Here is a 24,251-nt window from a genome sequence, read left to right as displayed (position 1 = left end):
AAATAGGGAATTGACAATTTATTATGCGCGCATAATTTATTTTTCAATTGTTTTCTCTAAATGATACAGTATAATGTAAATTTTGCATTAAGAATAAGCGTTTTTTTGGCCCTTTTTAATGCTATTTTGGCAGATTTTAGGGGCCATTTTTAATAATGTCAAAAATATTTTTACATTTACGACCTAAACCAATTAATTCTAACCAAATGAGGATTTATTTACTTTTTTTGTCTTTGTTTTTTTGTGGAGTAACCTTCGCTCAAAATTCAATTACAGGGTTCATTTCAGATCGTACGGGACAGCCAATTCCGGGGGTCAATGTTAAAGCAATCGGTCAAGACGCAAGCACAGCTTCTGATTTTGATGGAAATTTTGTTTTGAAATCTATTAAATCTTTGCCTGTAAAGGTTGAGTTTTCTAGTTTGGGTTTTAAAACGCAAGTAATAACGGTTACTTCTTACACCCAAAAAATCACAATTAAGCTTTTGGATGAAGAAACCAAATTAGAGGAGATTGTAGTTTCGGCTTCTAGAACTCCAGAGCGTGTTTTAGAATCTCCTGTGACCATTGAAAGAATGGGTATTGCTGAGGTAAAAAAAACAGCTTCTCCTTCTTTTTATGATGGATTAGAGAATATGAAAGAAGTGCAAATGAATACTTCGAGTATGTCGTTTAAATCTATCAATACACGTGGATTTGCTTCTGTAGCAAATACTAGATTCATGCAATTAGTAGATGGGATGGATAACTCCTCTCCATTGTTAAATTTTCCCTTAGGTAACCTTATCGGTCTTTCAGAGATTGATGTTCAAAGTGTTGAGTTGTTACCAGGAGCCTCTTCTGCTTTATATGGTGCCAATGCGTTCAATGGTATTTTGTTTATGAACAGTAAAAACCCTTTTTCTTCACCTGGAATTACTGCTTATGCCAAATTTGGACAAACAAGTCAACAAGCTGCTGGGACAAACGATTACTATGATTATGGAGTTAGAATGGCGGGAGTGTTTAGTGATAAATTTGCAGCCAAAGCTAATTTCTCTGTAATGAGAGGAACTGAGTGGCATGCAGTAAATTATGATGACAAGACTAGAGCTGGAATTGATAGAAATACGATCAATTATGATGGTATTAACGTGTATGGTGATGAGGTAGCTACTAATATTAAAAATGTGGGTACGGCTCTTGCTGCACAAGGGTTGATTCCTGCTTCTGCAGTAAATTTATTGCCTAACACCAATGTGAGTAGAACAGGTTACAACGAGGTAGATTTGACAGATAATAAAGTAGCAAACACTAAGATTGATTTTTCATTGCATTACCGTCCTTTCGGAAATGAAAATTTAGAAGTGATTTGGCAAAGTAAATTTGGTTTTGGGAATACCGTTTATCAAGGAGCGAATCGTTACTACTTGAATAACTTTTTTATGCAACAACATAAAATTGAGTTCAAAGGCAAGAATTTCTTTGTAAGAGGGTATTTCACAACCGAAGATGGAGGTTCTTCTTATGATATGTTGTTTACCGGTATCAATGTAAATAGAAAATGGAAAGATGACAGAACATGGTTTGGGCAATATGCTGGGGCCTACATCTCAGGAACTCTAGGGGGGTTAACGCCTGAGCAAGCACATGCTAATGCTAGAAAAACTGCCGATACTGGCAGACTAATTCCAGGTACTGATGCGTTCAAAAATGCTTTCAATCAAGTTGTGTCAGACCCAAACGTTTTATCAGGTTCCAAACTATTTGATAATTCAAGAATTTATCATTCAGATGCCAATTACAATTTTAAAGACTTAATTTCTTTTGCTGAAATCCAAGTGGGAGGTTCATTCAGACAATACCAATTGGATTCTGGAGGCCGTATTTATACAGATGCGGATGGTCCTATTTATTATAATGAATACGGTATGTATACCCAAGCTACTAAAAAAATGATGGAGGATCGTTTGAAGTTTACAGGATCTATTCGTTATGATAAATCTCAAAATTTTAAAGGGAATATTTCTCCAAGAGTGTCTTTAGTATACTCAGCTGGAGCTAATAAAAACCATAATTTTAGAGGGTCTTTCCAAACAGGTTTTAGAAACCCAACCACTCAAGATCAATATATCGGATTTAATGTAGGAAGTGCTATTTTATTAGGATCTGCTCCTGATAACTTAACTAGATATTCTGAAACGTTACCAGTTGCAACAGCACTAGGTCAATCTTTTGCTGGTGGTACTACTGCAACCATAAACGGATTGAATGCTTATAATAATTCTTATACTGCTTCATCTGTACTTGCGTTTGCGGCTGCTGGAGGCAATACCGCTTTGTTAAGAAAAACGAATGTTGATTTTGTAAAGCCAGAAGAAGTTAAAGCATTTGAATTAGGATACCGTTCTTTTGTTAACAAGACCTCTATTGATATTAATGGTTACTACAACATCTATAATAATTTTATTGGTAATTTAAATGTAGTGGCACCATTATATGGTACTGCTCAAGATGCACCAAATGCCACACCAAATCCTGCTGATACAGGATGGCAGTCAGTACACGCTTTAGGAACTGGGAATACTAGAACATTTCAATTGTACACCAATACTGCTTTAGAGATCAAATCGTTAGGATTTGGAATTGGATTGACTAGAAAAGTGTACCAAGATTTTGAAGTAGGTGTAAATTACAACTATGCAGAATTTAGCTTTGATCAGGCTCAAGACCCAAGTTTTGAAGCAGGTTTCAACACACCAAAACATCGTGTAAAAGCTTCTATTGGTAATGAAAGAGTATTCAAAAATTTCGGATTTAATGTGAGTGGTAGATGGAATAGTGAGTACTTGTGGCAATCTTCTTTTGCTGACGGTATGATTGAAGCTGCTACTGTAATTGATGCTCAATTGAACTATTTAATCCCATCTTTGAAATCTACAATTAAGGTAGGTGCTTCAAATATTGGTAGAAGAGAGTACGGTCAAGTATTAGGAGCTGGATTAATCGGGCAACAATATTTTGCTTCTTGGACAATCAACCCATAATATTCATTATTTAAATTATATAAAAATGATAAAAAATTTCAAATGGTTACTTTTTGCTTCTATAGCATTTGTAGCTTGTAATAATGAAGATGAAGTAACGATAGATGCGAATTCATCTGATGGAAAACCTTTAACGGCAGGTACGGCAGTAGTAACTAAATATGTTGCTTTAGGAGATTCTTATGCTGCGGGCTATAGTGATAATGCTCTTTTTAAAATAGGTCAAGAAGGTTCCTATGCCAATGTATTAGCACAGCAATTTGCTTTAGCTGGTGGAGGAGAATTTAAAACGCCGTTAATGGCGGACAATTTAGGAGGATTGTTGTTAGGGGGTAATGTAATTGCGGGTACTAGATTGTTTTTTAATGGTTCAGCACCGGTTGCAGTTCCAGGAAAACCTACTACAGAAGTTACAACAAAACTAACGGGTCCTTTTAATAATTTAGGGGTGCCTGGGGCTAAAAGTTACCATTTGGTAGCGCCAGGTTATGGTAATGTGGCTGGAGTAGCTACTGGTCAAGCTAATCCTTACTTTGCTAGATTTGCGACTTCTGCTTCAACAACTGTAGTTGCTGATGCTGTTGCTCAAGATCCAACGTTCTTTTCTTTATGGATTGGTGGCAATGATGTATTGGGTTACGCAACTTCAGGAGGGACTGGTAAAGATCAAAAAGGGAATTTAAATCCAGCTACATATGCTGCAAATGATATTACGGACCCATCGGTTTTTGCTAATGTATTTTCTAATATCGTTAATGCAATGACAGCTAAAGGAGCAAAAGGCGTTGTGGCTAATTTGCCATATGTAACAGCTTTGCCTTTTTTCACAACGGTGCCAACTAATCCAATTCCAGGTTTAAGCCCAACACAAGCGGGTCAATTGAATCAATTATTTGGAGGTATAAATGCGGCTTTGGGTGGAGCAGGATTGCCAGCTCGTTTTGCGACAATAGTTGCTGATGATGGAAACCCGAAAACTACAGAAAGCAATCCATTACTTATAATAGATGAATCTTTGCCTAATATATCTGCACAAATTACAGCTGCTTTAACTCCTAGTTTAGGAGCGGGAACTGCTGCTGCCTTAGGTGGTCTTTATGGTCAAGCAAGACACGCAAGTAGTGCTGCAGGTAAACAAGACTTTATTTTATTAACTGCAAGAGGTGTTATTGGTACACCTCAAGCAGGAGCGCCTGCTGGTTTTAATACAGTAGGAGTTACATTTCCGATGGGTGATGGAACGGCATTAACTAATTCAGAGTTTTTGGAAATCAAAGCTGCAACCGATGCTTACAATGCAACCATCAAGGCGGTAGCAGATGCAAAGGGATTAGCTTTTGTAGATTTACGACCAATTATGGATCAAATCGCAGGACCTGGAATAACATTTAATGGTTTCAATACAACTTCAGCTTTCATATTTGGGGGGATGTTTTCATTAGATGGGGTGCATCCTAGCCCAAGAGGTTATGCAATCATATCTAATTATTTTGCACAAGCTATTAATGCGAAATATGGTTCGAACTTTAAAGATGTAAATGTTGGTCAGTATCGTATCTTATATCCAGCATCACTATAAAAACCAAATAAAAAAGCAATAACCTAATGAACCACCTGTATAATGCAGGTGGTTTTTTTATGGTGAATAATGAAATTGATGAAAGTAGAGGACTGCTTTTGTGAGTTTGATAAAAAATATCATTTTTTTTAAAAAAAAGGTATTGATTATGTATTTTAAAAAATATATCTTTGCACACGGAAAAAAGCATCTGAAAGACCTGATTTCTGAAGATGAATTTCACAAACCTAAATAGCTATTTAATAAATACATAAGTAATGTCTAAAGTAATAGGAAAAGTTGCCCAAATCATTGGCCCAGTAGTAGACGTAGTTTTCAACGGTAAGGATGTTGAACTTCCAAAAATTTATGACTCATTAGAAGTCACAAGAAAAGATGGTACTTTATTGGTACTAGAAGTGCAATCTCACATTGGTGAAAATACCGTTCGTACCATTTCGATGGACTCTACAGATGGTTTGAGCAGAGGTTATGAAGTAGTGGGTACAGGAAATCCAATTCAAATGCCAATTGGTCCAGACGTTTACGGACGTTTGTTTAATGTGGTTGGAGATGCGATTGATGGTTTAGGTGAATTGCCTAAAACTGGTGAAAACGGATTGCCAATTCACAGACCTGCTCCAAAATTCGAAGATTTATCTACTTCTTCTGAAGTTTTATTTACAGGTATCAAAGTAATCGATTTGATTGAGCCTTACGCTAAAGGAGGTAAGATTGGATTGTTTGGTGGTGCTGGTGTTGGTAAGACAGTATTGATTCAGGAGTTGATTAACAATATTGCAAAAGGTCACGGAGGTCTTTCTGTATTCGCAGGAGTAGGAGAAAGAACTCGTGAAGGAAATGACTTGCTTCGTGAGATGTTAGAGTCAGGAATTATTAAATATGGTGAAGATTTCATGCACTCTATGGAAAATGGAGGATGGGATTTATCTAAAGTTGATATGCCCGGAATGAGAGAGTCTAAAGCTACTTTCGTTTTTGGACAAATGAATGAGCCTCCAGGAGCTCGTGCACGTGTGGCACTTTCTGGATTATCTATCGCTGAATATTTCCGTGATGGAGCTGGATCTGATCAAGGAAAAGATGTATTGTTCTTCGTGGATAACATCTTCCGTTTTACGCAAGCAGGTTCTGAGGTATCAGCACTTTTAGGACGTATGCCATCTGCTGTAGGTTACCAACCAACATTGGCAACTGAGATGGGTGCGATGCAAGAGCGTATTACTTCTACAAACAAAGGATCTATTACATCTGTACAAGCGGTTTACGTTCCTGCGGATGACTTAACTGACCCTGCACCAGCAACAACTTTTGCTCACTTAGATGCTACAACAGTATTGTCTCGTAAAATTGCTGAGTTAGGTATTTATCCTGCGGTAGATCCATTGGATTCTACATCAAGAATTTTGACTCCTCATATCTTAGGTGATGATCACTATAACTGTGCACAAAGAGTTAAAGAAATTCTTCAAAAATACAAACAATTGCAAGATATCATCGCGATTCTTGGTATGGAAGAGTTATCAGAAGATGATAAATTGGCGGTTGCAAGAGCACGTCGTGTACAACGTTTCTTGTCTCAACCTTTCCACGTAGCGGAGCAATTTACAGGTATTCCTGGAGTTTTGGTTGATATTAAAGATACCATCAAAGGATTTAACATGATTATTGATGGTGAATTGGATCACTTGCCAGAATCTGCTTTCAACCTTAAAGGTACTATCGAGCAAGCGATCGAAGCAGGAGAGAAAATGTTAGCCGAAGCTTAATCAAGCATAGCTTGACAAACATCAAAAAATAAAAATTCCAAATTCCAAAATTGGGATTTGGAACTTTATAATTTGGAATTTAAAAAAAAGTTATGATTTTAGAAATTGTATCAGCAGAAGCAAAATTATTTAATGGAGAAATTACTTCTATTACTCTTCCAGGTGTAGACGGAAGTTTTCAAATCTTGAATAATCACGCGCCAATTGTCTCGTTACTAAAACAAGGAACTGTAAAAATTGCAGCCAATAGTTTTGATTTTATAAGCGAAGGAGAAACTAAATTTAAAAAAGTTTCTAATCAATTATACACACTTGATATCGAGTCTGGAACAATTGAAATGAAAGACAATAAATTGATTCTTTTAGCAGACTAAGAGAATATAAATTAGATTTTAAGCCCAACATTTGTTGGGCTTTTTTATTTTATAAAGTACCTTTTTTTTTGGAGTTTTCCTCCAAAGTTGTATAATTTTCAATTCTATGTATTTTTTTTGAAAAAGAGTTGTTGGTAGTGCATTAACTTTTATGTCGACCGATTGGTACTTATTTTTTGATTGATTAAAGACATCATCTACTCTTTTATGATGATTTATCGGTTTAATTTTAAGCTTTGCCAACTAAGAAACCTTGATTACTCAAAAAATATCCATATTTTAGCTAAAATTATTTGAATTGAAGCACCCTTTTTTACATATTTCTTATCTATTTCTTTTTTGTGAGTTACTTTTTGCACAAAAAAGCAATAAATTTACTACAATATATCAGTCTAATTCCGAACCTAGTGTAAAGGTGGGTTTACTCTTAAAACAAGGGGAGCGATTAGAGAAAAAAAACCTAGATTCCGCCTTATTTTATTATAACAAAGCACTTCTTTTTAAAGAAAACATTTCTGATACACTTTTGGCAAGAGTATACTCTCGTTTGGGAGCGGTTTATTTATTGAAAGGAAACCATGATATTTGTTTGGATTATCAATTTAAAGCATTAAATATCTATGAAGAATATCCGGTATCATTAGATGTTTTAAAAGTTTACAATATTATAGGGCTAGTGTATTTTTATCAAGATAATTTTGATAAAGCACTGTTGCATTTTAATAAAGTCAATGGGTATCTAGATAAAAAAATTGGCTCAGACACACTAAAAGTGTATGCTTTTAAAGGCAAACTGCTCAATAATATTGGAATTATATATGATAATAAAAATCAATTAGATACTGCCCTGGAGTATTTTACTCAAGCTTCTACGTACAGTAAAAAAGTCAATGATGTACAAAATTTATCTTCTGTATATTCGAATATGGGTTTGATTTATTTAAAAAGTAGAAGATTCGAATTAGCCGAGGCAACCTTTGTTGAGGCGCTTCGCATTCGTCAAAAGGAAAACAACGTCTATGGTTTATGTAAGTCGTATTATCATTTGGGATTGCTTTATAAAGACAAAGAGCTATTAGATAAAGCACTTGAGAATTTTTTAATTAGTTTAAAATATTGTCGTATTGCCAATGCTTCCTCTGCAAGAGAAGAGGTCTTGAAAGAGTTAAGTATAGTAATGGCAAGAAAAGAAAATTATCAGCAAGCCTATCAATATCATATTGCTTATAAAGCATTAAGTGACAGTCTTTTTAATAAAGAGAATCACCAAAAAATGATTCAATCTGAGATGCAGTATCAATTTGACAAAAAAAATCAAATTGCTAAAGCCTCTCAAGACCAGCGTGAGCTTTTGTTTATTAGTATCGCTGTCGTTTTATTCTTGGGTATAATCATAGTTATTATTATGTACCGTTTGCAGGGTTCAAAAGCTAAAATTCAACAATTAGCCAAAGAGAGAGCTGAGTTGAGCAACAAAGAATTTACCTTAAGGGAATATACTTTAAAAAGGGAATTAGAATTCAAAAACAAGGAGCTTACCACGAATATTATTTATTTGTTAAAGAAGAACGAGCTCATTGTTGAAATTTCGGATCGCTTAATGGCTTTGAAAAAGCAGGTTAAGAAAGAGGACCAAGAATTTATAAAGAAAATCATATTTGATATTAAAAATGCCCAAGATGAAGATGTTTGGAAGGAATTTGAAGTTCGTTTTAATTTAGTATATAATGATTTTTATGAACGCTTGAAAGAGAAATATCCAGATTTGACGACTAATGAAAAAAGGATATGTGGTTTTTTAAGATTGAATATGACCTCTAAAGAGATTTGTTCTTTAACCAGACAATCCTATAACAGTTTAAATGTTGCTCGAGCGCGTTTGCGTAAAAAACTTAATATTCAAAATGAAGAAGTAAGTTTGATCAATTTTTTAGAATCTATTTAGAATCCTGCTTAAAAGGGTTTTCTTTATGCATTATTATGTAAGGTTTTACTTGAAAAGTAAAGCCTTTTTTAGTTTCCTGTTGTACTACGACATTATTTTTAAACTTCCTGCTGCTTTTGCACCCGATTCTGTATTGCTTAGCTGGTTCGTAACCGTTTGAATCACTATTGTTTAATACTATTGTAGTATTTTCATGCTATTTCTCGCTACTATTTGAATTTTTTGGGCTACAATGTGTTTTTATTTGCTTGTATTTGCTATTGTGTTGATTCTTAGTCGCAACCATTTTATTGCCCTTTATTTTTATCTTTTAACTTGTGGTTCCTAAAAGCAAAAGTTTTTGATCCAGAATAGTTGGATTTCCTTTTAATTGTTAAAAAACTTAACAGTTGTTTACTTCACAATACTCATTTTTTGTTGGTTTTTTATTTTTCATTTTCATTTTTTATGTGGTTTTGTACTCATTTAAATTACTGTAAATAAATTATTTACAAAATAATGTATTGTAATTGTAATGGTGATTTTTGAGGTGTTATATAAAATGTAATGCCGTTAAAATTTGGTTAAACACTTATTTTATTATCATTGTTTGACAAATAAATTCAAAATGACTTTTGGAATTGAAACAGTTTTTAAATAACCACCGATTTAAAGCTGTTTGAGTTTTGAAATTCACAAAAAAGATTACTAATTAAATAAACAATTAAATGAAAAATTTTTACAAAAAGCGAAACCCTTTCTTGTGGTTTTTGATTTTTACGCTTTGGACTGTTTTTTCATTTGGTCAGGTTTCTACCTTTAAGCAAGGAGTGAAACAAGGTGCAATTAAAGTTAAGTTTTCTGGGTTAACACCTCAAACTTTAAAAAACATCAACTCGGCCAAAGGAACAAAGCCGACCACTGGAATTGCATCTTTTGATAAAGTTGCGACTAAAGTTGGCGTAAGGAAAATGCAACGTCTCTTCCCGGAAAATGCCAATCCAAGGTTAGAGGCTAAATTAAAGAAACACAAACTCGATTTGTGGTATGTCGTTGAATTCGATCCTAGCATGGATCCAAAAGCTGTAGTTCAAAACTTTAAAGGAGTTGCTGAACTACAATCTGTTGAAGTAGAAAGACAAAAAGTGTTGTCTAATTACCAGTTTAAAACGGTAAATATGAATACAACACGCAATTCAGCAGTTGCAGCTTATTTTGATGACCCAAAATTAGGGGATCAATGGCATTATAACAATACCGGTCAAACGGGATATACCAATGGATCAAGTGTGAATTTATTTAAGGCTTGGGATGTTGTAAAAGGTAGTCCAGATATTGTGGTTTCTATCCACGATCAAGGAGTTGATGTGAACCATCCTGATTTGAAAGCGAACATTTGGGTGAATACCGCTGAATTGAACGGAAAAGTTGGTGTAGATGATGACAACAATGGTTATGTAGATGATTTGAATGGGTGGAATTTTGACAAGAAAAGCCCAATTATTGATGCACAACCACACGGTACTCACGTAGCAGGTACGGTAGCAGCTGTAAACAACAATGGAATTGGGGTTGCAGGTGTAGCTGGAGGTAGTGGTAAAAATGATGGTGCAAAAGTAATGTCTTTACAAAGTTTAGGTGGTGGAAGTATTGACCAAACTTTTATTTATGCCGCAAATAATGGCGCTATCATTTCTCAAAACAGCTGGGGGTATACTACTCCTGGTCAATTTGAGCTTTCCATGAAAGATGCAATCGACTATTTTATTGCTGAAGCTGGGGATTTTGTAAATAGCCCAATGCGCGGTGGAATTGTAATTTTTGCTGCAGGTAATAGTGATTCTGATGATTTATGGTATCCTGGATATTATGACAATGTGGTAACCGTAAGTGCAATTGGACCCAACTGGAAAAGAGCTACTTATTCTAATTATGGTACTTGGGTAGATATTGCTGCTCCAGGAGGAGAAATGACTCTTGGAGGAAATAATGGAGTTTTGAGTACGCTACCAAAAAACCAATATGGTTTTTTTGAAGGAACCTCTATGGCTTGTCCGCACGTTTCAGGTATTGCAGCCTTAGCCATTCAAAATAGAACCAAACAATTAACTCCTGAAGTTTTGAAAACAAAACTATTAACTGGAGTTGTAGATATCGATAGTCACAATCCAAATTACAAAGGTAAATTAGGTGTGGGGCATATCGATGCTTTCTTAGCCATACAAAACAATCAAGGATTAGCACCTGAAACAATTTCTGATTTAAGTTTGAAAGGAATTTCACAAGAGTTTGCTAATTTGTCATGGACAGTACCAGCAGATGCTGATGATGCTCAACCAACAGAATATAAAGTATACTATCATACTTCGCCAATTTCAAAAAGTAATTTGGCAGCAGCTTCAGTTGAAACCTTCAAAAGTGCTGCTTTAAAAGGAGAAACGATAAACTTTACAGTAAATAACCTGTTAGGTCTAACCAATTATTACTTTGCGGTTGTAGCCGTAGACCGTTGGAAAAATCAATCAGACATTTCTAACAGTGTTATGGGTACTACCAATCAAGGTCCAAAAATTGATGTGGATGACAACAGTAAAGATATTTATATTGATGTTAATGCCGGTTCTGCTTTCAAAGGAACCCATGATTTAACAGTTTTGAATAATGCTGATGGGATTTTAAGATGGGAATTCTCTACTCGTCATAAAGAAACCTTCCTTTCTTTTTCTTCTAAAACTTTAAACTATCCTAAGCTAACGACGGCTAAAGCTGCTTCTTTAGGTAAAGTGGCCAAAGTTAATGCAACTTTTACCAAACCTACCACAACCGCTGTTGCGCCAACGAGTACAACTGCAACTGCAGCCACATTTACACCGGAGGAAATGAGGTATTCGGATTACCCAACCAACTTAATTGGGGATACTGATATTTCTTTGACCAATTCATCTGCGACTAAATTTGTGGTTACCAACCCAAATGGTTTCAATTTAACTCATGTAGAAAGCTACTTAAAGTTAGATCCTGCTAAAGGCCCTGTAATTGTAGAAATCATCAAAGGCACGGAACTGAATAAAAAGAATGTGATTTATGCACAAGAATACTCTCCTTGGAATGCCGGTGAAGATTATGCATTTATTCAATTAGACGAACAAATACATTTTGTTCAAGGCGAAACATTTTATGTTGTTTTTCATGTTCCTTCAGGAAATCTTTATCCGTTAGGAGTAGGATATGAAACTGTAGATTCAGGATCTGAAAATTGTTTTATTTCTTTTGACTTAGGACAATCTTGGGGATCTCTAGAAAATGCTTTGCAAAGTAAATATTTTGCATATAATACTGCAGCGATAAGCCGAAATGCTTACTTGGGTCAATACTTAACATTAAACCCTTCAAATGGTGAAGTGTCTGGCAATACGTCTCAAAAAACAACACTTTCAGCTGATGGTACCAATTTAATCAATGGTACTTATTATGCTAATGCTATTTTTAGATCCAATGACGGAGCCAATAAAGAATTTAAAGTTCCTGTAACTTTAAAGGTAAGTGGTCAAAAACCGGTATTGAAAGCTGAAGATGCTTTGGATTTTTCAAGTGTATTTTCAGGATTGACAAAAGAAATGGAGTTGGTTGTTAAAAATACTGGTTTTGGTAATTTTAATAATGTAAACGTCCAAATTTCAAATCCAAATTTTGAATTAGTGGGATGGGCTCCATGGCGTATTGCGGCAGGAGAAGAAGTAGTATTGAAAGTAAAATACAAACCTTCTACTATTGGTAATGACAATGGAGTTTTAACACTTACTTCATTTAGTAGTCCAGTTTCTTTACGTGTGGTATTGTTTGGTGTGAGTACAGCTCCTGCTAAGGTAGAAGTGACTCCAATGACTCAATTAGTTGATAATATCGTACTAGGAGACCAAGTAAAAGCTACTGTAACCGTTGAGAATAAAGGACAAGCGGCATTAAAATATTTTGTGCCAAATTATGATCAATCAGGAATTGCAGCGAATTGGAAAGGTGATTACCATAAGTATGGGTACAAATTCCGTTCTAATGAACCTACAGAAACTACTCCAGTAGCTTACGAATACACCGATATTTCTAGCACTGGTACTGATATCACCAATTATTTCAAAGCGGATAAGAATCGATTTTTTCCAGTAGAAATGGGATTTGAATTCCCTTATTATACTAAAAAAATGAAGACTTTGTATGTAAGTCATAAAGGATTTACTGCTTTTGATAATTCTATTAATCCAATTAATGATCCTGGATTAAATGAAGCGCCTTACTCTCCAAAAGGGTATATTTCACCTTTGGGAACTTATGTTGATTTAAGTATGGGAGGTTCTGTTCATTATAAAGTGGAATCAGACAAGGTAATTGTACAATTCACAAACATTGGAGATGGTTGGTCTGGTGCATTAACAGCTCAAATGGTATTGTATGCTGATGGTAATATTCGTTTCTTCTATGACAACATTACTTATGATAGTTGGTCTTTGAATTATACAAATGTTTTAATTGAAGATTTTGATCAACAAGATGGTATTTTAGTGCATAATAATACTAAATCTAGACCAATTTATTCTGGATTAGCACTTGGTTTTGATTATCCTGGACCAAACATTATTACCTCTATTTCAAATGCTGGCGGTTTATTATTGCCTGGCGAAAAAGCGGATCTAGAAGTAACCATGAATACGTCTACAGTTACTGAAGGAATGATTAATAGGTATTTGAATATTATTTCTTCTGACCCATTTACTACTCAAGTATTGCCATTAATTCAATTGAATATTACGAGTGGTGGTGTTGCTAAAGTAGTTTTGACCGATACTGCATTATCATTTGGTGATGTATTCCAAGGAGCTATAGCAAAAAAATCTTTTGGAATTAAAAACACCGGTACTGCTCCTATTAGCTTGAATTCATTTGCATTAGACACTAATCAATTTCAAGTGGTGAACATGCCAACAAGTCCGATTGTATTGGCTCCAGGTTTAGGGCAAATGATAGAAGTAAGTATGCCAACCAATACAGTAGCTTCATTGAGTGATGTATTGCGTTTCAAGGATAGTAACAATGTAGATTATGCCATTACGTTAAGCGGTGTGGTGCTGGATCCTCCAGGGATTGTAGTAACTAATTTAGATGCAATTAACGAGTCATTAAATCATGGTGAAAAATCGAAACATACAATTCAATTTGAAAATAATGGTATTGCCGATTTAGAATTGGTGGCAACAGGTAACAACTGGATGACCATGTCTGTTCCTGTAGCTACAAATGCTAGCATGCCAAACTTTACTTATACTGTTGAAACCAAAAATGATGGTACAGATTACCAATGGATGGACCTTCGCAAAAAAGGAACTTCAATTGAATTGGGTGATATTTTAGATATCGATAAATTTTGGACAAAAGTACAGTTGCCTTGGGCAATAGAGTATTATGGTAAATCCTATAGTGAAGTTTATATTGGACAATCAGGTATGGTAACTTTTGACAAACCAACCGAGTTGGCTATTCATGATAGAACTTTACCAAATACCACTTTCAAAACAATTGTTGCTCCTTATTGGACATTTGGTGCACCAGATATTTTCAGTTCAAAAGAAGATGGTGCTGGACTGTATTACTATAGTGATGCTGATAAGTTTGTGATTTCTTGGGAGTATTTTACTAACTTCTTTGGAGGTACTGGTGACCCAATGTCTGCTCAAGTAATTTTCTACTCGAACGGCACAATGAAATTCCAATATAAAGTAAATGGAACTAATGATTTGACCTCTAACATTACCACAATTGGTTTACAAAATGAGGATCAAAGTGATGTTGTAGCAATTTCAACGAATGCCAACTTAGTACATGGAAACGGCTTAGCTTACATCATTAGCCCTGCCAAAAAACATGTAGTGAAAGCAGGTACCATTTTGGCTGCACAAATTGATATCGATGCTACTAGTTTGAATGCTGGATATTATGAAGGGAATTTGAAAATTCGTACCAATGTTCCAAATCAAGAGCTACTAGAAAAACCGGTTAGCTTAATGGTTAATGGTGCTGCTGTTATTGCTGCTTCTGTATCTGAAATTGATTATGGTAAAATTATGGTCAACCCAGAGGTAAGCCATACCAAAGAATTCGAACTTTCTAATAATGGAAGTGATACATTGTATCCTTCTGCAATGACTATTCAAAGCGGATCTTTTGATTACACTATCGAAGTGTATCAATATACGCCAGGATGGGGGCCATTCCCAGGTTCTTGGAGTTGGACAAACATTGACTATTTATGGGGTGGATTGCCAGCAATCGCTCCAGGTGAAAGTACAAGCTATAGAGTAACTTATGCTCCAATGACAGCAAATGTTGTAAACGACAATCTTGTTATTGAAAGTAATGCTACAGTATCACAATTACTACTACCGATTAAAGCAGTAGTAACCTTACCACCAGCTTTAACGATGCAAACCGAATCGGTAACTAGTAACTTGAATTTGTTAACCGATAAAGATACGCAGTATGCAATTTTTGATAATGCGAATGGAGAAGGAGTATTAGACTATGAATTAAGCATTGATTATTTACGTACCGGTATTTTAGGAGCGAATGCTCGCAAAGAAGCACTTGGTAATTTGGTTAAAAATACTGCGGCTACCTCTTTGTTGAAATCAATTCCAGCGCCTAAAGATGGTATTGCAGTTGCATCAGTAAATAACTTTAACAGAATACTAGCTTACGAAAGCAAAACGGCTCCTGATAATTTTATTGGATTTAATGGTTCACAACCATTTATTACTGGAACTCGTTTCAATGCTGGTATCGATGGATTTACATTATCTCACTTCCAAACGTATATTGGAGCAAGTAAAAAACCAGCAGGGGTGATCAATTATGAAATTCGTGCCGGTGGATCAGATATTACCAAAGCAGCGGTTATTGCTCAAGGTTCTGTAAATTATACTACAGCAGGAACTAATGCTGGTGAGTGGATCACACTTCCGTTAGTAGAACCTAAAGGATTGTCACCAAACGAAGATTTCTATGTGATTATTACTTATCCATACGAATTGGCTTTTGCTCAAGGTTCTATTAAAGGAATTGAGAATACCTACGGACGCTATATGTATGATGTGGATGGCACTTGGTATGATATTCAAGCTGCTGATGCCTTCCCAGGATACGGATGGATGGTAAGAGCTGTTGAAGAAAAATTTGTTGAAAACAAATGGGTAACCATCAATGGTGCTACATCTGGAAGTTTAGCTCCAGGCGAAAGTGCAAAAGTAACGTTGGATTTTACAGCGGCATTTGGTTCACGTGGAGATCAATTTGCTAAATTAAATGTGAGAACTAACGATCCTGTTCAAGAAGTAGGGGTAACTTCTATTAAAATGCATGTTAATGAAGCACCAAGTTTCAATGGAATCCCGGACGAAGTAAGCATTGCAGAAAACAGTACGGCTACCCAAACTGTTAAAGTGGTAGATGTAGAAAATAATAAGTTTACTATCACTGCAGCTGCATTACCTACTTGGGCATCATTCAAAGTTACTGGCCAAGATTTAGCCATCACTATGGCTCCAGGTTATGACCATGCAGGAACGTATACCTTACGTTTTACAGCTCTTGATGAATACGGGGCATCTAAAGATATGGCAATGAAAGTGCTAGTTCAAAATACGAATCGCGCACCAATCGTTATTAAATCGGATGCTTTAATGTATACTAAATTGAATCAATTTGACCGTCTTAATTTTGCTGATTATTTGGCAGATTTAGACCAAGATCAGTTGACTTTTGAAGCTACTGTAGCTGATAATGCCATTGCATCTGTAACCTTAGGGGCTGATTTAGGCATTTTTGTGGTAGAATCTAAAGGTGTTGGCCAAACGGTGATTACCTTAAAAGCTACTGACGAAGCTGGATTGAGCGTAACTCAAACCATAAACGTAACGGTTATCAATAACAGAGCTCCAGTGGCTCAAGGTGCAAAATCAATTCAATTTAGTAGAATTGGTGATCTTGAAACCCTACCATTTGAAGATTATTTCATTGATGCAGATGGAGATCCATTGACTTATAGTGCTGTTTTAGAAGATGTTTCTTTAGCAACGCTTACTTCAACTGCGACTGATTTCACACTGGAAAGTTTGAAAAATGGAGAATCGGTGTTGAGAGTTACTGCAACTGATATTCATGGAGCAACGGCTGAGCAACTGATTTCTGTAATTGTTAGTGAAATTAAGGATATCCAATTGAACATTTTCCCTAATCCTGTGGTAAACACCATTAACATTAAGTGGGAAAACCGTTGGATTGGTGATGTGGTTGTAGAAATCGTTTCTTTCGGAGGATCTATAGTTCGAAGATATGAAGTGAAAGATGTACACCACAAGAAATACAGCGAGTTTGATTTAAGTGCGTTAACTACAGGTGTTTATTTTGTAAAAGTTAGCGGTCAAGAAGGTACTTCTTCTATCGTGAAATTTGTTAAAAGATAAATAGACTAATCAACGATAAAAGAATCTCAATACGTAGCGCGATACAAGTCTTATGGACTTCAAAATTAGATAAGCAGTAAGCTTGTATCGCAAAACGTATTTTATTACAATAAATTAATAATTACTACATGAAAAAAATAATTCTATTATGTTCAATGCTCTTCGGAGTGCTGAATGTATTCGCTCAAGATCAAAAGAAGCCAGTGGTCACCGGAGCTCCTTTCTTGTTAATCTCTGCCGATGCAAGAGGAGCAAGTATGGGTGATACAGGTGTAGCTACTTCAGCTGATACGTATTCTCAACAATGGAATGCAGCCAAATACCCTTTTTCAGAAAACTCGTTAGGTTTTGCATTTAGCTATTCGCCTTATCTAACTTCTTTATCTGATGATATTGCTTTATTGAATTTGAATTATTTTAATAAAATCAATGATCGAAGCACTTATGCCATCGGGTTACGTTATTTCGGATTTGGTGAAACAACATTTCGTGCTACTGAATTTGATCAAGGGGTAACTGTAAATCCATCCGAATTGGCCTTAGACGGTTCCTATGCTTTGAAGTTAAGTGAGAGTTTTGCAATGTCGGTTACCGGACGTTATGTTCGTTCTGATCTTAAAATCCAAGAAGATAATTCTGATTCTGATGCAGCACAAACTTTTGCCGTAGATGTTGCTGGTTTTTACCAATCTCAAAGACAAATTTACGCTTCGTTTGAAGGCGTTTGGAGAGCCGGATTTAATGTTTCTAATATGGGACCTAATTTAAACTATAATTTAGATTCTGCTATCAAAAGCCCATTACCAATGAACTTAAAAGTTGGAGGAGGTTTTGATTTTATTTTTGATGATGAAAACAAATTAGCTACTTCTCTTGAGTTCAATCGTTTATTAGTTGAAAACGCAAAACATGTAACTACTGGATTTGGTTTAGAGTATTCATTCAAAGATCATTTTGCTTTCAGAGGAGGTTATTTTAATGATACTAACCGTATTGGTACGGCTAACTTCCTAACCTTTGGTGCTGGAATCAAAGTTAAAAGAGCACAATTTGACTTGTCTTATTTGTCTTCTGTTTCCGGACGCACCACTCCTTTAGACAATACCTTGCGTTTTTCAGTTGCATTTAATTTGAGCCATGCCAAAAAAACAGCTGAGATCAAAAATTAAAAAATTTATTTAAAAAAATTCTATTCATTTTTTTGTTTTTATTTATTGTTTTTTTTAAAACCGTTACAAGTAAACACTTGTAACGGTTTTTTTGTTATGCTAAATCTAAAAAGGGTTACTCATGGTATTGCTGCCAATTTTGCAAGCTTAAAGTTCCTATCGAATGGCTAGCCATTCATGACATAAAAAATAAATAGTGCCATAAATAGCACAAATCTGCCAATAGAAGTTTCAATTCGTGCAGTTTTTTTTCTCGCAATGTCGCCAAGCCGCCAAGTCGTAATCTGTGTCAATTTGTGTAATCGGTGTCATTTTATTTCTCGCCAAGTCACCAAGTTGTAATTCTATCTAACACTTTTAGTATTCTTTGAAAATCAGCGAATCAGCGGAAAAAAAGTTAGCCAAGCTGCCGTCAAAGTTTTTCCATTTTCTTGAAATTCGTGGCGAAAAAATTAATGGTGCTTTTGCCCTGGCTGGCCAATGGTAACATTTCTTGACTGTCATTAATTTTGCTATTTTTGTCGGATGAATATACCTCAAAACTTGCTGGACAAAGTAAACAAACGCAAGAAAGATAATGCGTTACGCAAATTACCCTCGCCATCAGATGGGATTGATTTTGCTTCTAATGATTATTTGGGTTTCTCAAAGTCTGAAGTCATTTTTAAGCAAACCCACGATTTTTTAGTGGAGCATCATTACAATCAAAATGGTGCAACAGGTTCACGTTTACTATCCGGAAATCATCCTGTTTATGCAATTGCGGAGGATTTTATAGCTACTTTTCATGACGCAGCATCCGCCTTACTTTTTAATTCTGGTTATGATGCTAATGTTGGTTTTTTTAGTGCGGTACCCCAAAAAGGGGATTTTATTTTGTACGACGAGTTGTGTCATGCTTCGATAAGGGATGGAATTCAATTATCTCATGCCAAAGCCTATAAATTCAAGCATAACGACTTCGAGGATTTGGAGTTGTTGCTAGAACGTTGTCATGTCGAGCGCAGTCGTGGTAATTTGCACAACGAAATTTACATTGTTACCGAATCCGTTTTTTCAATGGATGGAGACTGTCCAAATGTTGAAGAACTGGTACAAGTAGCCACAAAACATAAGGCTTATTTGGTTATTGACGAAGCGCATGCGTTGGGGGTTTTTGGCGAAAAAGGAGAAGGTTTGGTACAACATCTAGGGTTGCATACTCAAGTTTTTGCGCGAATCATGACTTTTGGTAAAGGTCTAGGTTGTCACGGAGCAGTGGTTTTGGGGTCGATGGAATTGCAATCGTATCTGGTCAATTTTGCTAGAAGTTTTATTTACACCACCGGGCTTTCTCCTCATTCTGTTGCAACAATTCTTACTGCTTATCAAAATTTGGATGCTAAAGCAGCAGCAATTGGTGAATTGAAAGAGCGGATTACTTTTTTCAATCAAGAAAAAAGCCGCCTCAGTTTGAAACCACTTTTCGTTCGAAGTAAATCGGCGATTCAATCGGCTATAATTCCAGGAAATGCTACTGTAAAAGCCATAGCCCAACAACTTCAAGACAAAGGATTTGATGTAAGACCTATACTTTCCCCAACGGTTCCCGCAGGACAAGAGCGCTTGCGTTTTTGTTTACACAGCTACAATTCGAAAGAAGAAATGACACAAGTATTGTCATTGTTGAGTACTTTTGTTTTTTAAATCACTTAATAAATACATAGTTTCGCCGCCTAAATTACTTAGTTGCCTTGAGAAATATCTGTGAGTCTTTACGCTACTTATTTTGCTCTGCGAATCTTTGTGAAACAAAAAAATATGAAATTATTTATTACAGGAATAGGTACCGATGTAGGTAAAACCGTTGCAGCCGCTATCATTACGCAAGCTTTAGAAGCCGATTATTGGAAACCCATTCAGGCAGGCGATTTAGATAATTCCGATAGTCATAAAGTTAAGGCCTATGTGTCCAATCCAAAGACTGTTTTTCATCCCAATAGTTATGCTTTGCATACACCTGCAAGCCCGCATTATTCTGCAGAAATAGACGGTATCACCATTGATACCACTCAGATTAAAGAGCCAGTTACCGAAAACCATTTGGTAATTGAAGGCGCTGGTGGAATTTTAGTTCCCTTGAATGCCAACGATACCATTGCCGATTTGATTCAAACCGATTACAAAGTGATTGTGGTTTCCCGTCATTATTTGGGTAGTATCAATCATACACTCTTGACTATTGAGGCCTTACAAAATCGAAACATTACTGTAGCAGGAATTGTTTTTTCTGGAGATGAAAATCAAGCAACCGAATCGATTATTTTAAGCAAAACAGGAGTAAAATGCATCGGAAGAATCGACCAAGAGCCCTATTTTGATACGAATGTAATTGCCGAATATGCCGATTTGTTTCGAGAGCAATTATTGAGTTTATAAGAAATTAGAATATAGAATAATATGACTATCCGCGACTAGTACCATTTCACAGAATAAATTAGTTGTTGAATGTTTTTCACAAATATGATCTTTGCGTCTTCGCGACTTTGCGAGCCCAATTTCACGCAAAGGCGCAGAGACGCAAAGTATATTGTTATTATTTAGACTGTTGGTATGAGTTACGGACAGTCATATAGAATAAAGAGCATAGACTTTCTATCTTTGTCAAAAAATATAAGGTAAAGTCTTTCCTCTATTTTCTATTTTCTATATTCTATATTCTATACTCTATATTCTTTACTCTATCTTCTTTAACACTATGAATTTAACAGCAAGAGACCAGAAACACCTTTGGCATCCGTATACGCAACATAAAACAGCAGCTTTACCAGTCGGCATTGTGCGTGGCGAAGCCGCTTTATTGTGGGATGAAAACGGGAAAGAATATATTGACGCCATTGCATCGTGGTGGGTCAATCCTTATGGCCACTCGAATCGGTTTATTGCAGATGCCATTTATAAGCAACTTACCACCTTAGAGCACGTGCTTTTTGGAGGTTTTACGCACGAACCTGCTGTTGTTTTATCCGAGAAATTGATTGAGATTTTACCTAGCAATCAGCAAAAACTCTTTTTTTCGGACAATGGTTCTACCGCTGTCGAGATAGCGATAAAAGTCGCTTTGCAGTATCACTTTAACCAAGGAATTTCAAAAACAACCATTATTGCTTTTGAAGATGCTTTTCACGGCGACACCTTTGCTGCAATGGCGGCGAGTGGTATTTCGTTTTTTACCGAAGCTTTTCAAGGAATGATGATTGATGTGGTTCGGATTCCCGTTCCAGTGAAAGGGAAGGAAGCGGAAAGTATAGCAGCGCTTCAAAAAGCAATTGTCGATTATAATTGCGCAGCTTTTATTTTTGAACCTCTACTACAAGGTGCCGCAGGAATGGTTATGTATGCACCCGAAGCTTTGGATAACTTGCTTCAAATTTGTAAAGAAAACCAAGTATTGACCATAGCCGATGAAGTGATGACTGGTTTTGGTAAAACCGGAAAAAACTTCGCCTGCGATTATTTGAAAACCTTGCCCGATATGATGTGTTTGTCTAAAGCCTTGACTGGTGGCACTATTCCTATGGCGATTACGACTTTCACAACAACCATTTTCGATGCTTTTTATGATGATGATATCAATAAAGCCTTGTTTCACGGGCATACGTTTACGGCAAATCCAACGGGTTGCGCTGCTGCTCTAGCGAGTATCGAATTGTTGCAAACCGAAACGATGCAGTCCAAGATTCAGCGCATTCATCAACGCCATTTGGACTTTCAAAAGCATATAGCAATCCATCCAAAAGTGACTACTACCCGAGTTTTTGGGGTGATTTTCGCTTTGGAAATTAAAACCGATGGCGCAGCGAGTTATTATGGTTCTTTGCGTAATAAACTCTACGATTTTTTTATTGAAAATGGAGTAATTCTTCGACCTGTTGGGAATATAGTTTACATTTTGCCGCCTTATGTTATTACCGATGCTCAGTTGCAAAAAGTGTATGAAGTGGTCGAAAGTGCTTTGGAAATAGTATAGTTTTTAAACACGAATTTCGCGAATTGACACAAATTAAAACTGTAGAGTCTTCGAGGTGAAAAAGACATAGATTCCACAGATTTTCACAGATTTTTATTTTGGTATAATTAAATCTGCGTCATCCGAGTTTCCATCAGGTTATTAATTTTAACAGCAAGGCAAGTAAAGGATTACGCAAGGCAAGCAAAGTTTTGGGTTTTGAGGTAAATCTGTGCAATATGTGTTTATCATCTTCAATACCAAAAAAAATCCGCGTCCATCCGCTTTATCTGTGTCATCCGTGTTCCATTTTTTTAAGAGCCACAGAAACCAATGGATAAAATACACACCGATTGTCTTTCAATTTCAATCTGTGCAAATTTGTGCAATCTGAGTTTTATATTAAAAATCCGCGTCATCAGTGTTACATTTATGCGCATAGCTAAAATCAATTGGTATAGATTTTTAATTATTTTGTGGACTTTCTGTAATTCTTTGCGACCTTTGCGCTTAAATTACAATCGTCTATTTTGTCACAAATTATCTCTATAACCGCCCTGTCCTCCATTTCCCCTTTGGGCAATGACCCGAAGACCATTTGGGAAAACTATCAACATCCTAAAACTTGTTTTTCGGAGCAGTTTTTAGACCACCAAAATACGTGCGTGGCTGCTTTGGATGCTGCTTCACAACAAGAAGTTTTGGCATTACAACAAACAGATATAAAGTACAAATCATTGGATAAATCGGTGTTGTATGCTATGGTGGTGGCAAGAAAAGCGATAGCGCAGGCAGGTTGGGAAAAAGGAGGGAGTTTTGGTATCAACATTGGCTCTTCGCGAGGTGCCACCGATTTGTTCGAAAAACATTTTCAGGAATATTTAACGACCGGCAAAGCCCAAACTTTAGCTTCACCAACTACTACTTTGGGAAATATTTCGTCTTGGGTAGCGCATGATTTGCAAAGTACTGGTCCCGAAATTTCGCATTCCATTACTTGTTCAACAGCCTTGCATGCTTTACTCAATGGAGTCGCTTGGTTGCGAGCAGGAATGGCAAATCAATTTTTGGTTGGTGGTAGCGAAGCACCATTGACTGATTTTACAATAGCTCAAATGCGCGCTTTGAAGATTTATACTCAAAATAAAGAGGAGTACCCCAACCGTGCTTTGGATTTGGATAAAAAGCTAAATACTTTGGTTTTGGGTGAAGGTGCAGCAGTATGTTGTTTAGAAGTAGGACAAAAAGAGAATGCCTTGGCTTTCATAGAAGGCATTGGTTACGCCACAGAAATTTTGGAGCATAACATTTCAATTTCGGCAGAAGCTATTTGTTTTCAAAAATCGATGGCAATGGCTTTGCAAAACACCCCTTTATCCGAAGTAGATGCTATCGTAATGCACGCGCCAGGTACCATCAAAGGGGATTTGACAGAATATCGTGCCATAGAAAAAATTTTCGGAAAACAGTTACCATTACTCACTACCAATAAATGGAAAATAGGCCACACGTTTGGTGCCTCTGGAATTTTAAGTGTCGAAATGGCTATTTTGATGCTGCAACACCAGCAGTTTATTGGGGTACCTTTTCTTAGCGATAGTCACCCTTTCAGAGTTTTAAACTCTGAAAGGGTTGTCAAAAAAGTCTTAGTCAACGCTGTTGGTTTTGGGGGTAATGCCGTTTCGGTGTTGTTGAGTTTGTAAAATTTGGTTAACTGTTTAATCGATTAAATTTTAGACACAAATTTCACAGATTGCCAAGATTTTAAAGAGTTAATTATTTAAAACTTTGCGTCCCTTGCGTAAATCTTCGCGCTCCTTGCGGTTAAATTTTTTGCCACGGATTTCACTGATAAAACGGATTTTAAAAAGAGTTTAATCGGTTAATGGTTAATTGTTTAAAGCTTTGCGTC

Annotated in this window: 12 protein-coding genes; 11 read left to right on the top strand and 1 reads right to left on the bottom strand. The window is 36.1% G+C overall.

Going from position 1 to position 24,251, the window contains the following annotated elements:
• The first annotated feature begins 206 nt into the window (after window positions 1-206).
• The 11 genes from ACSVH5_RS12645 (at window position 207) to ACSVH5_RS12595 (ending at window position 24,042) form a co-directional block, all read left to right on the top strand.
• A complete protein-coding gene (locus tag ACSVH5_RS12645) occupies window positions 207-3,026 on the top strand; it encodes a TonB-dependent receptor domain-containing protein (protein ID WP_438061774.1) in 2,820 nt (939 codons plus the stop codon).
• A gap of 25 nt (window positions 3,027-3,051) precedes the next feature.
• On the top strand, window positions 3,052-4,605 hold the full coding sequence (locus tag ACSVH5_RS12640) for a G-D-S-L family lipolytic protein (protein ID WP_438061773.1): 1,554 nt from the start codon (window positions 3,052-3,054) through the stop codon (window positions 4,603-4,605).
• A 257-nt stretch (window positions 4,606-4,862) separates the two neighbouring features.
• Window positions 4,863-6,374: a F0F1 ATP synthase subunit beta gene (gene atpD / locus ACSVH5_RS12635; protein WP_438061772.1), complete on the top strand. Its 1,512-nt coding sequence runs from the start codon at window positions 4,863-4,865 to the stop codon at window positions 6,372-6,374.
• 92 nt (window positions 6,375-6,466) lie between these two features.
• Complete coding sequence (locus ACSVH5_RS12630; RefSeq protein WP_024979835.1) at window positions 6,467-6,748, top strand: F0F1 ATP synthase subunit epsilon; 282 nt, start codon at window positions 6,467-6,469, stop codon at window positions 6,746-6,748.
• A gap of 415 nt (window positions 6,749-7,163) precedes the next feature.
• Window positions 7,164-8,693 carry a tetratricopeptide repeat protein gene (locus ACSVH5_RS12625; RefSeq protein ID WP_438061771.1) on the top strand — a complete coding sequence of 510 codons (1,530 nt, stop codon included), beginning with the start codon at window positions 7,164-7,166 and terminating at the stop codon, window positions 8,691-8,693.
• A gap of 707 nt (window positions 8,694-9,400) precedes the next feature.
• The gene (locus tag ACSVH5_RS12620) at window positions 9,401-17,182 is read left to right on the top strand and encodes a S8 family serine peptidase (protein ID WP_438061770.1); all 7,782 of its coding nucleotides are present in this window, start codon (window positions 9,401-9,403) and stop codon (window positions 17,180-17,182) included.
• 128 nt (window positions 17,183-17,310) lie between these two features.
• Window positions 17,311-18,351, top strand: a complete 1,041-nt coding sequence (gene porV, locus ACSVH5_RS12615) for a type IX secretion system outer membrane channel protein PorV (protein ID WP_438061769.1) — start codon at window positions 17,311-17,313, stop codon at window positions 18,349-18,351.
• 525 nt (window positions 18,352-18,876) lie between these two features.
• Entirely contained in the window at window positions 18,877-20,037 is a 1,161-nt protein-coding gene (locus ACSVH5_RS12610; RefSeq protein WP_438061768.1) for an aminotransferase class I/II-fold pyridoxal phosphate-dependent enzyme, read from the top strand.
• 114 nt (window positions 20,038-20,151) lie between these two features.
• On the top strand, window positions 20,152-20,769 hold the full coding sequence (gene bioD, locus ACSVH5_RS12605) for a dethiobiotin synthase (RefSeq protein WP_438061767.1): 618 nt from the start codon (window positions 20,152-20,154) through the stop codon (window positions 20,767-20,769).
• A 319-nt stretch (window positions 20,770-21,088) separates the two neighbouring features.
• Window positions 21,089-22,360, top strand: a complete 1,272-nt coding sequence (bioA, locus tag ACSVH5_RS12600) for an adenosylmethionine--8-amino-7-oxononanoate transaminase (protein ID WP_438061766.1) — start codon at window positions 21,089-21,091, stop codon at window positions 22,358-22,360.
• A gap of 509 nt (window positions 22,361-22,869) precedes the next feature.
• The gene (locus tag ACSVH5_RS12595; protein WP_438061765.1) at window positions 22,870-24,042 is read left to right on the top strand and encodes a beta-ketoacyl synthase N-terminal-like domain-containing protein; all 1,173 of its coding nucleotides are present in this window, start codon (window positions 22,870-22,872) and stop codon (window positions 24,040-24,042) included.
• A 69-nt stretch (window positions 24,043-24,111) separates the two neighbouring features.
• On the opposite strand, the gene ACSVH5_RS12590 is transcribed toward ACSVH5_RS12595, so the two are convergent.
• Complete coding sequence (locus ACSVH5_RS12590) at window positions 24,112-24,192, bottom strand: DUF3945 domain-containing protein (RefSeq protein ID WP_438061891.1); 81 nt, start codon at window positions 24,190-24,192, stop codon at window positions 24,112-24,114.
• Between the last annotated feature and the right edge of the window lie 59 nt (window positions 24,193-24,251).

The organism is Flavobacterium sp. RSSA_27 (assembly GCF_051547125.1).
Classification (GTDB): domain Bacteria; phylum Bacteroidota; class Bacteroidia; order Flavobacteriales; family Flavobacteriaceae; genus Flavobacterium.
Note: the sequence above shows the minus strand (reverse complement) of the source record. Positions and strands in the feature narration are given on the sequence as shown.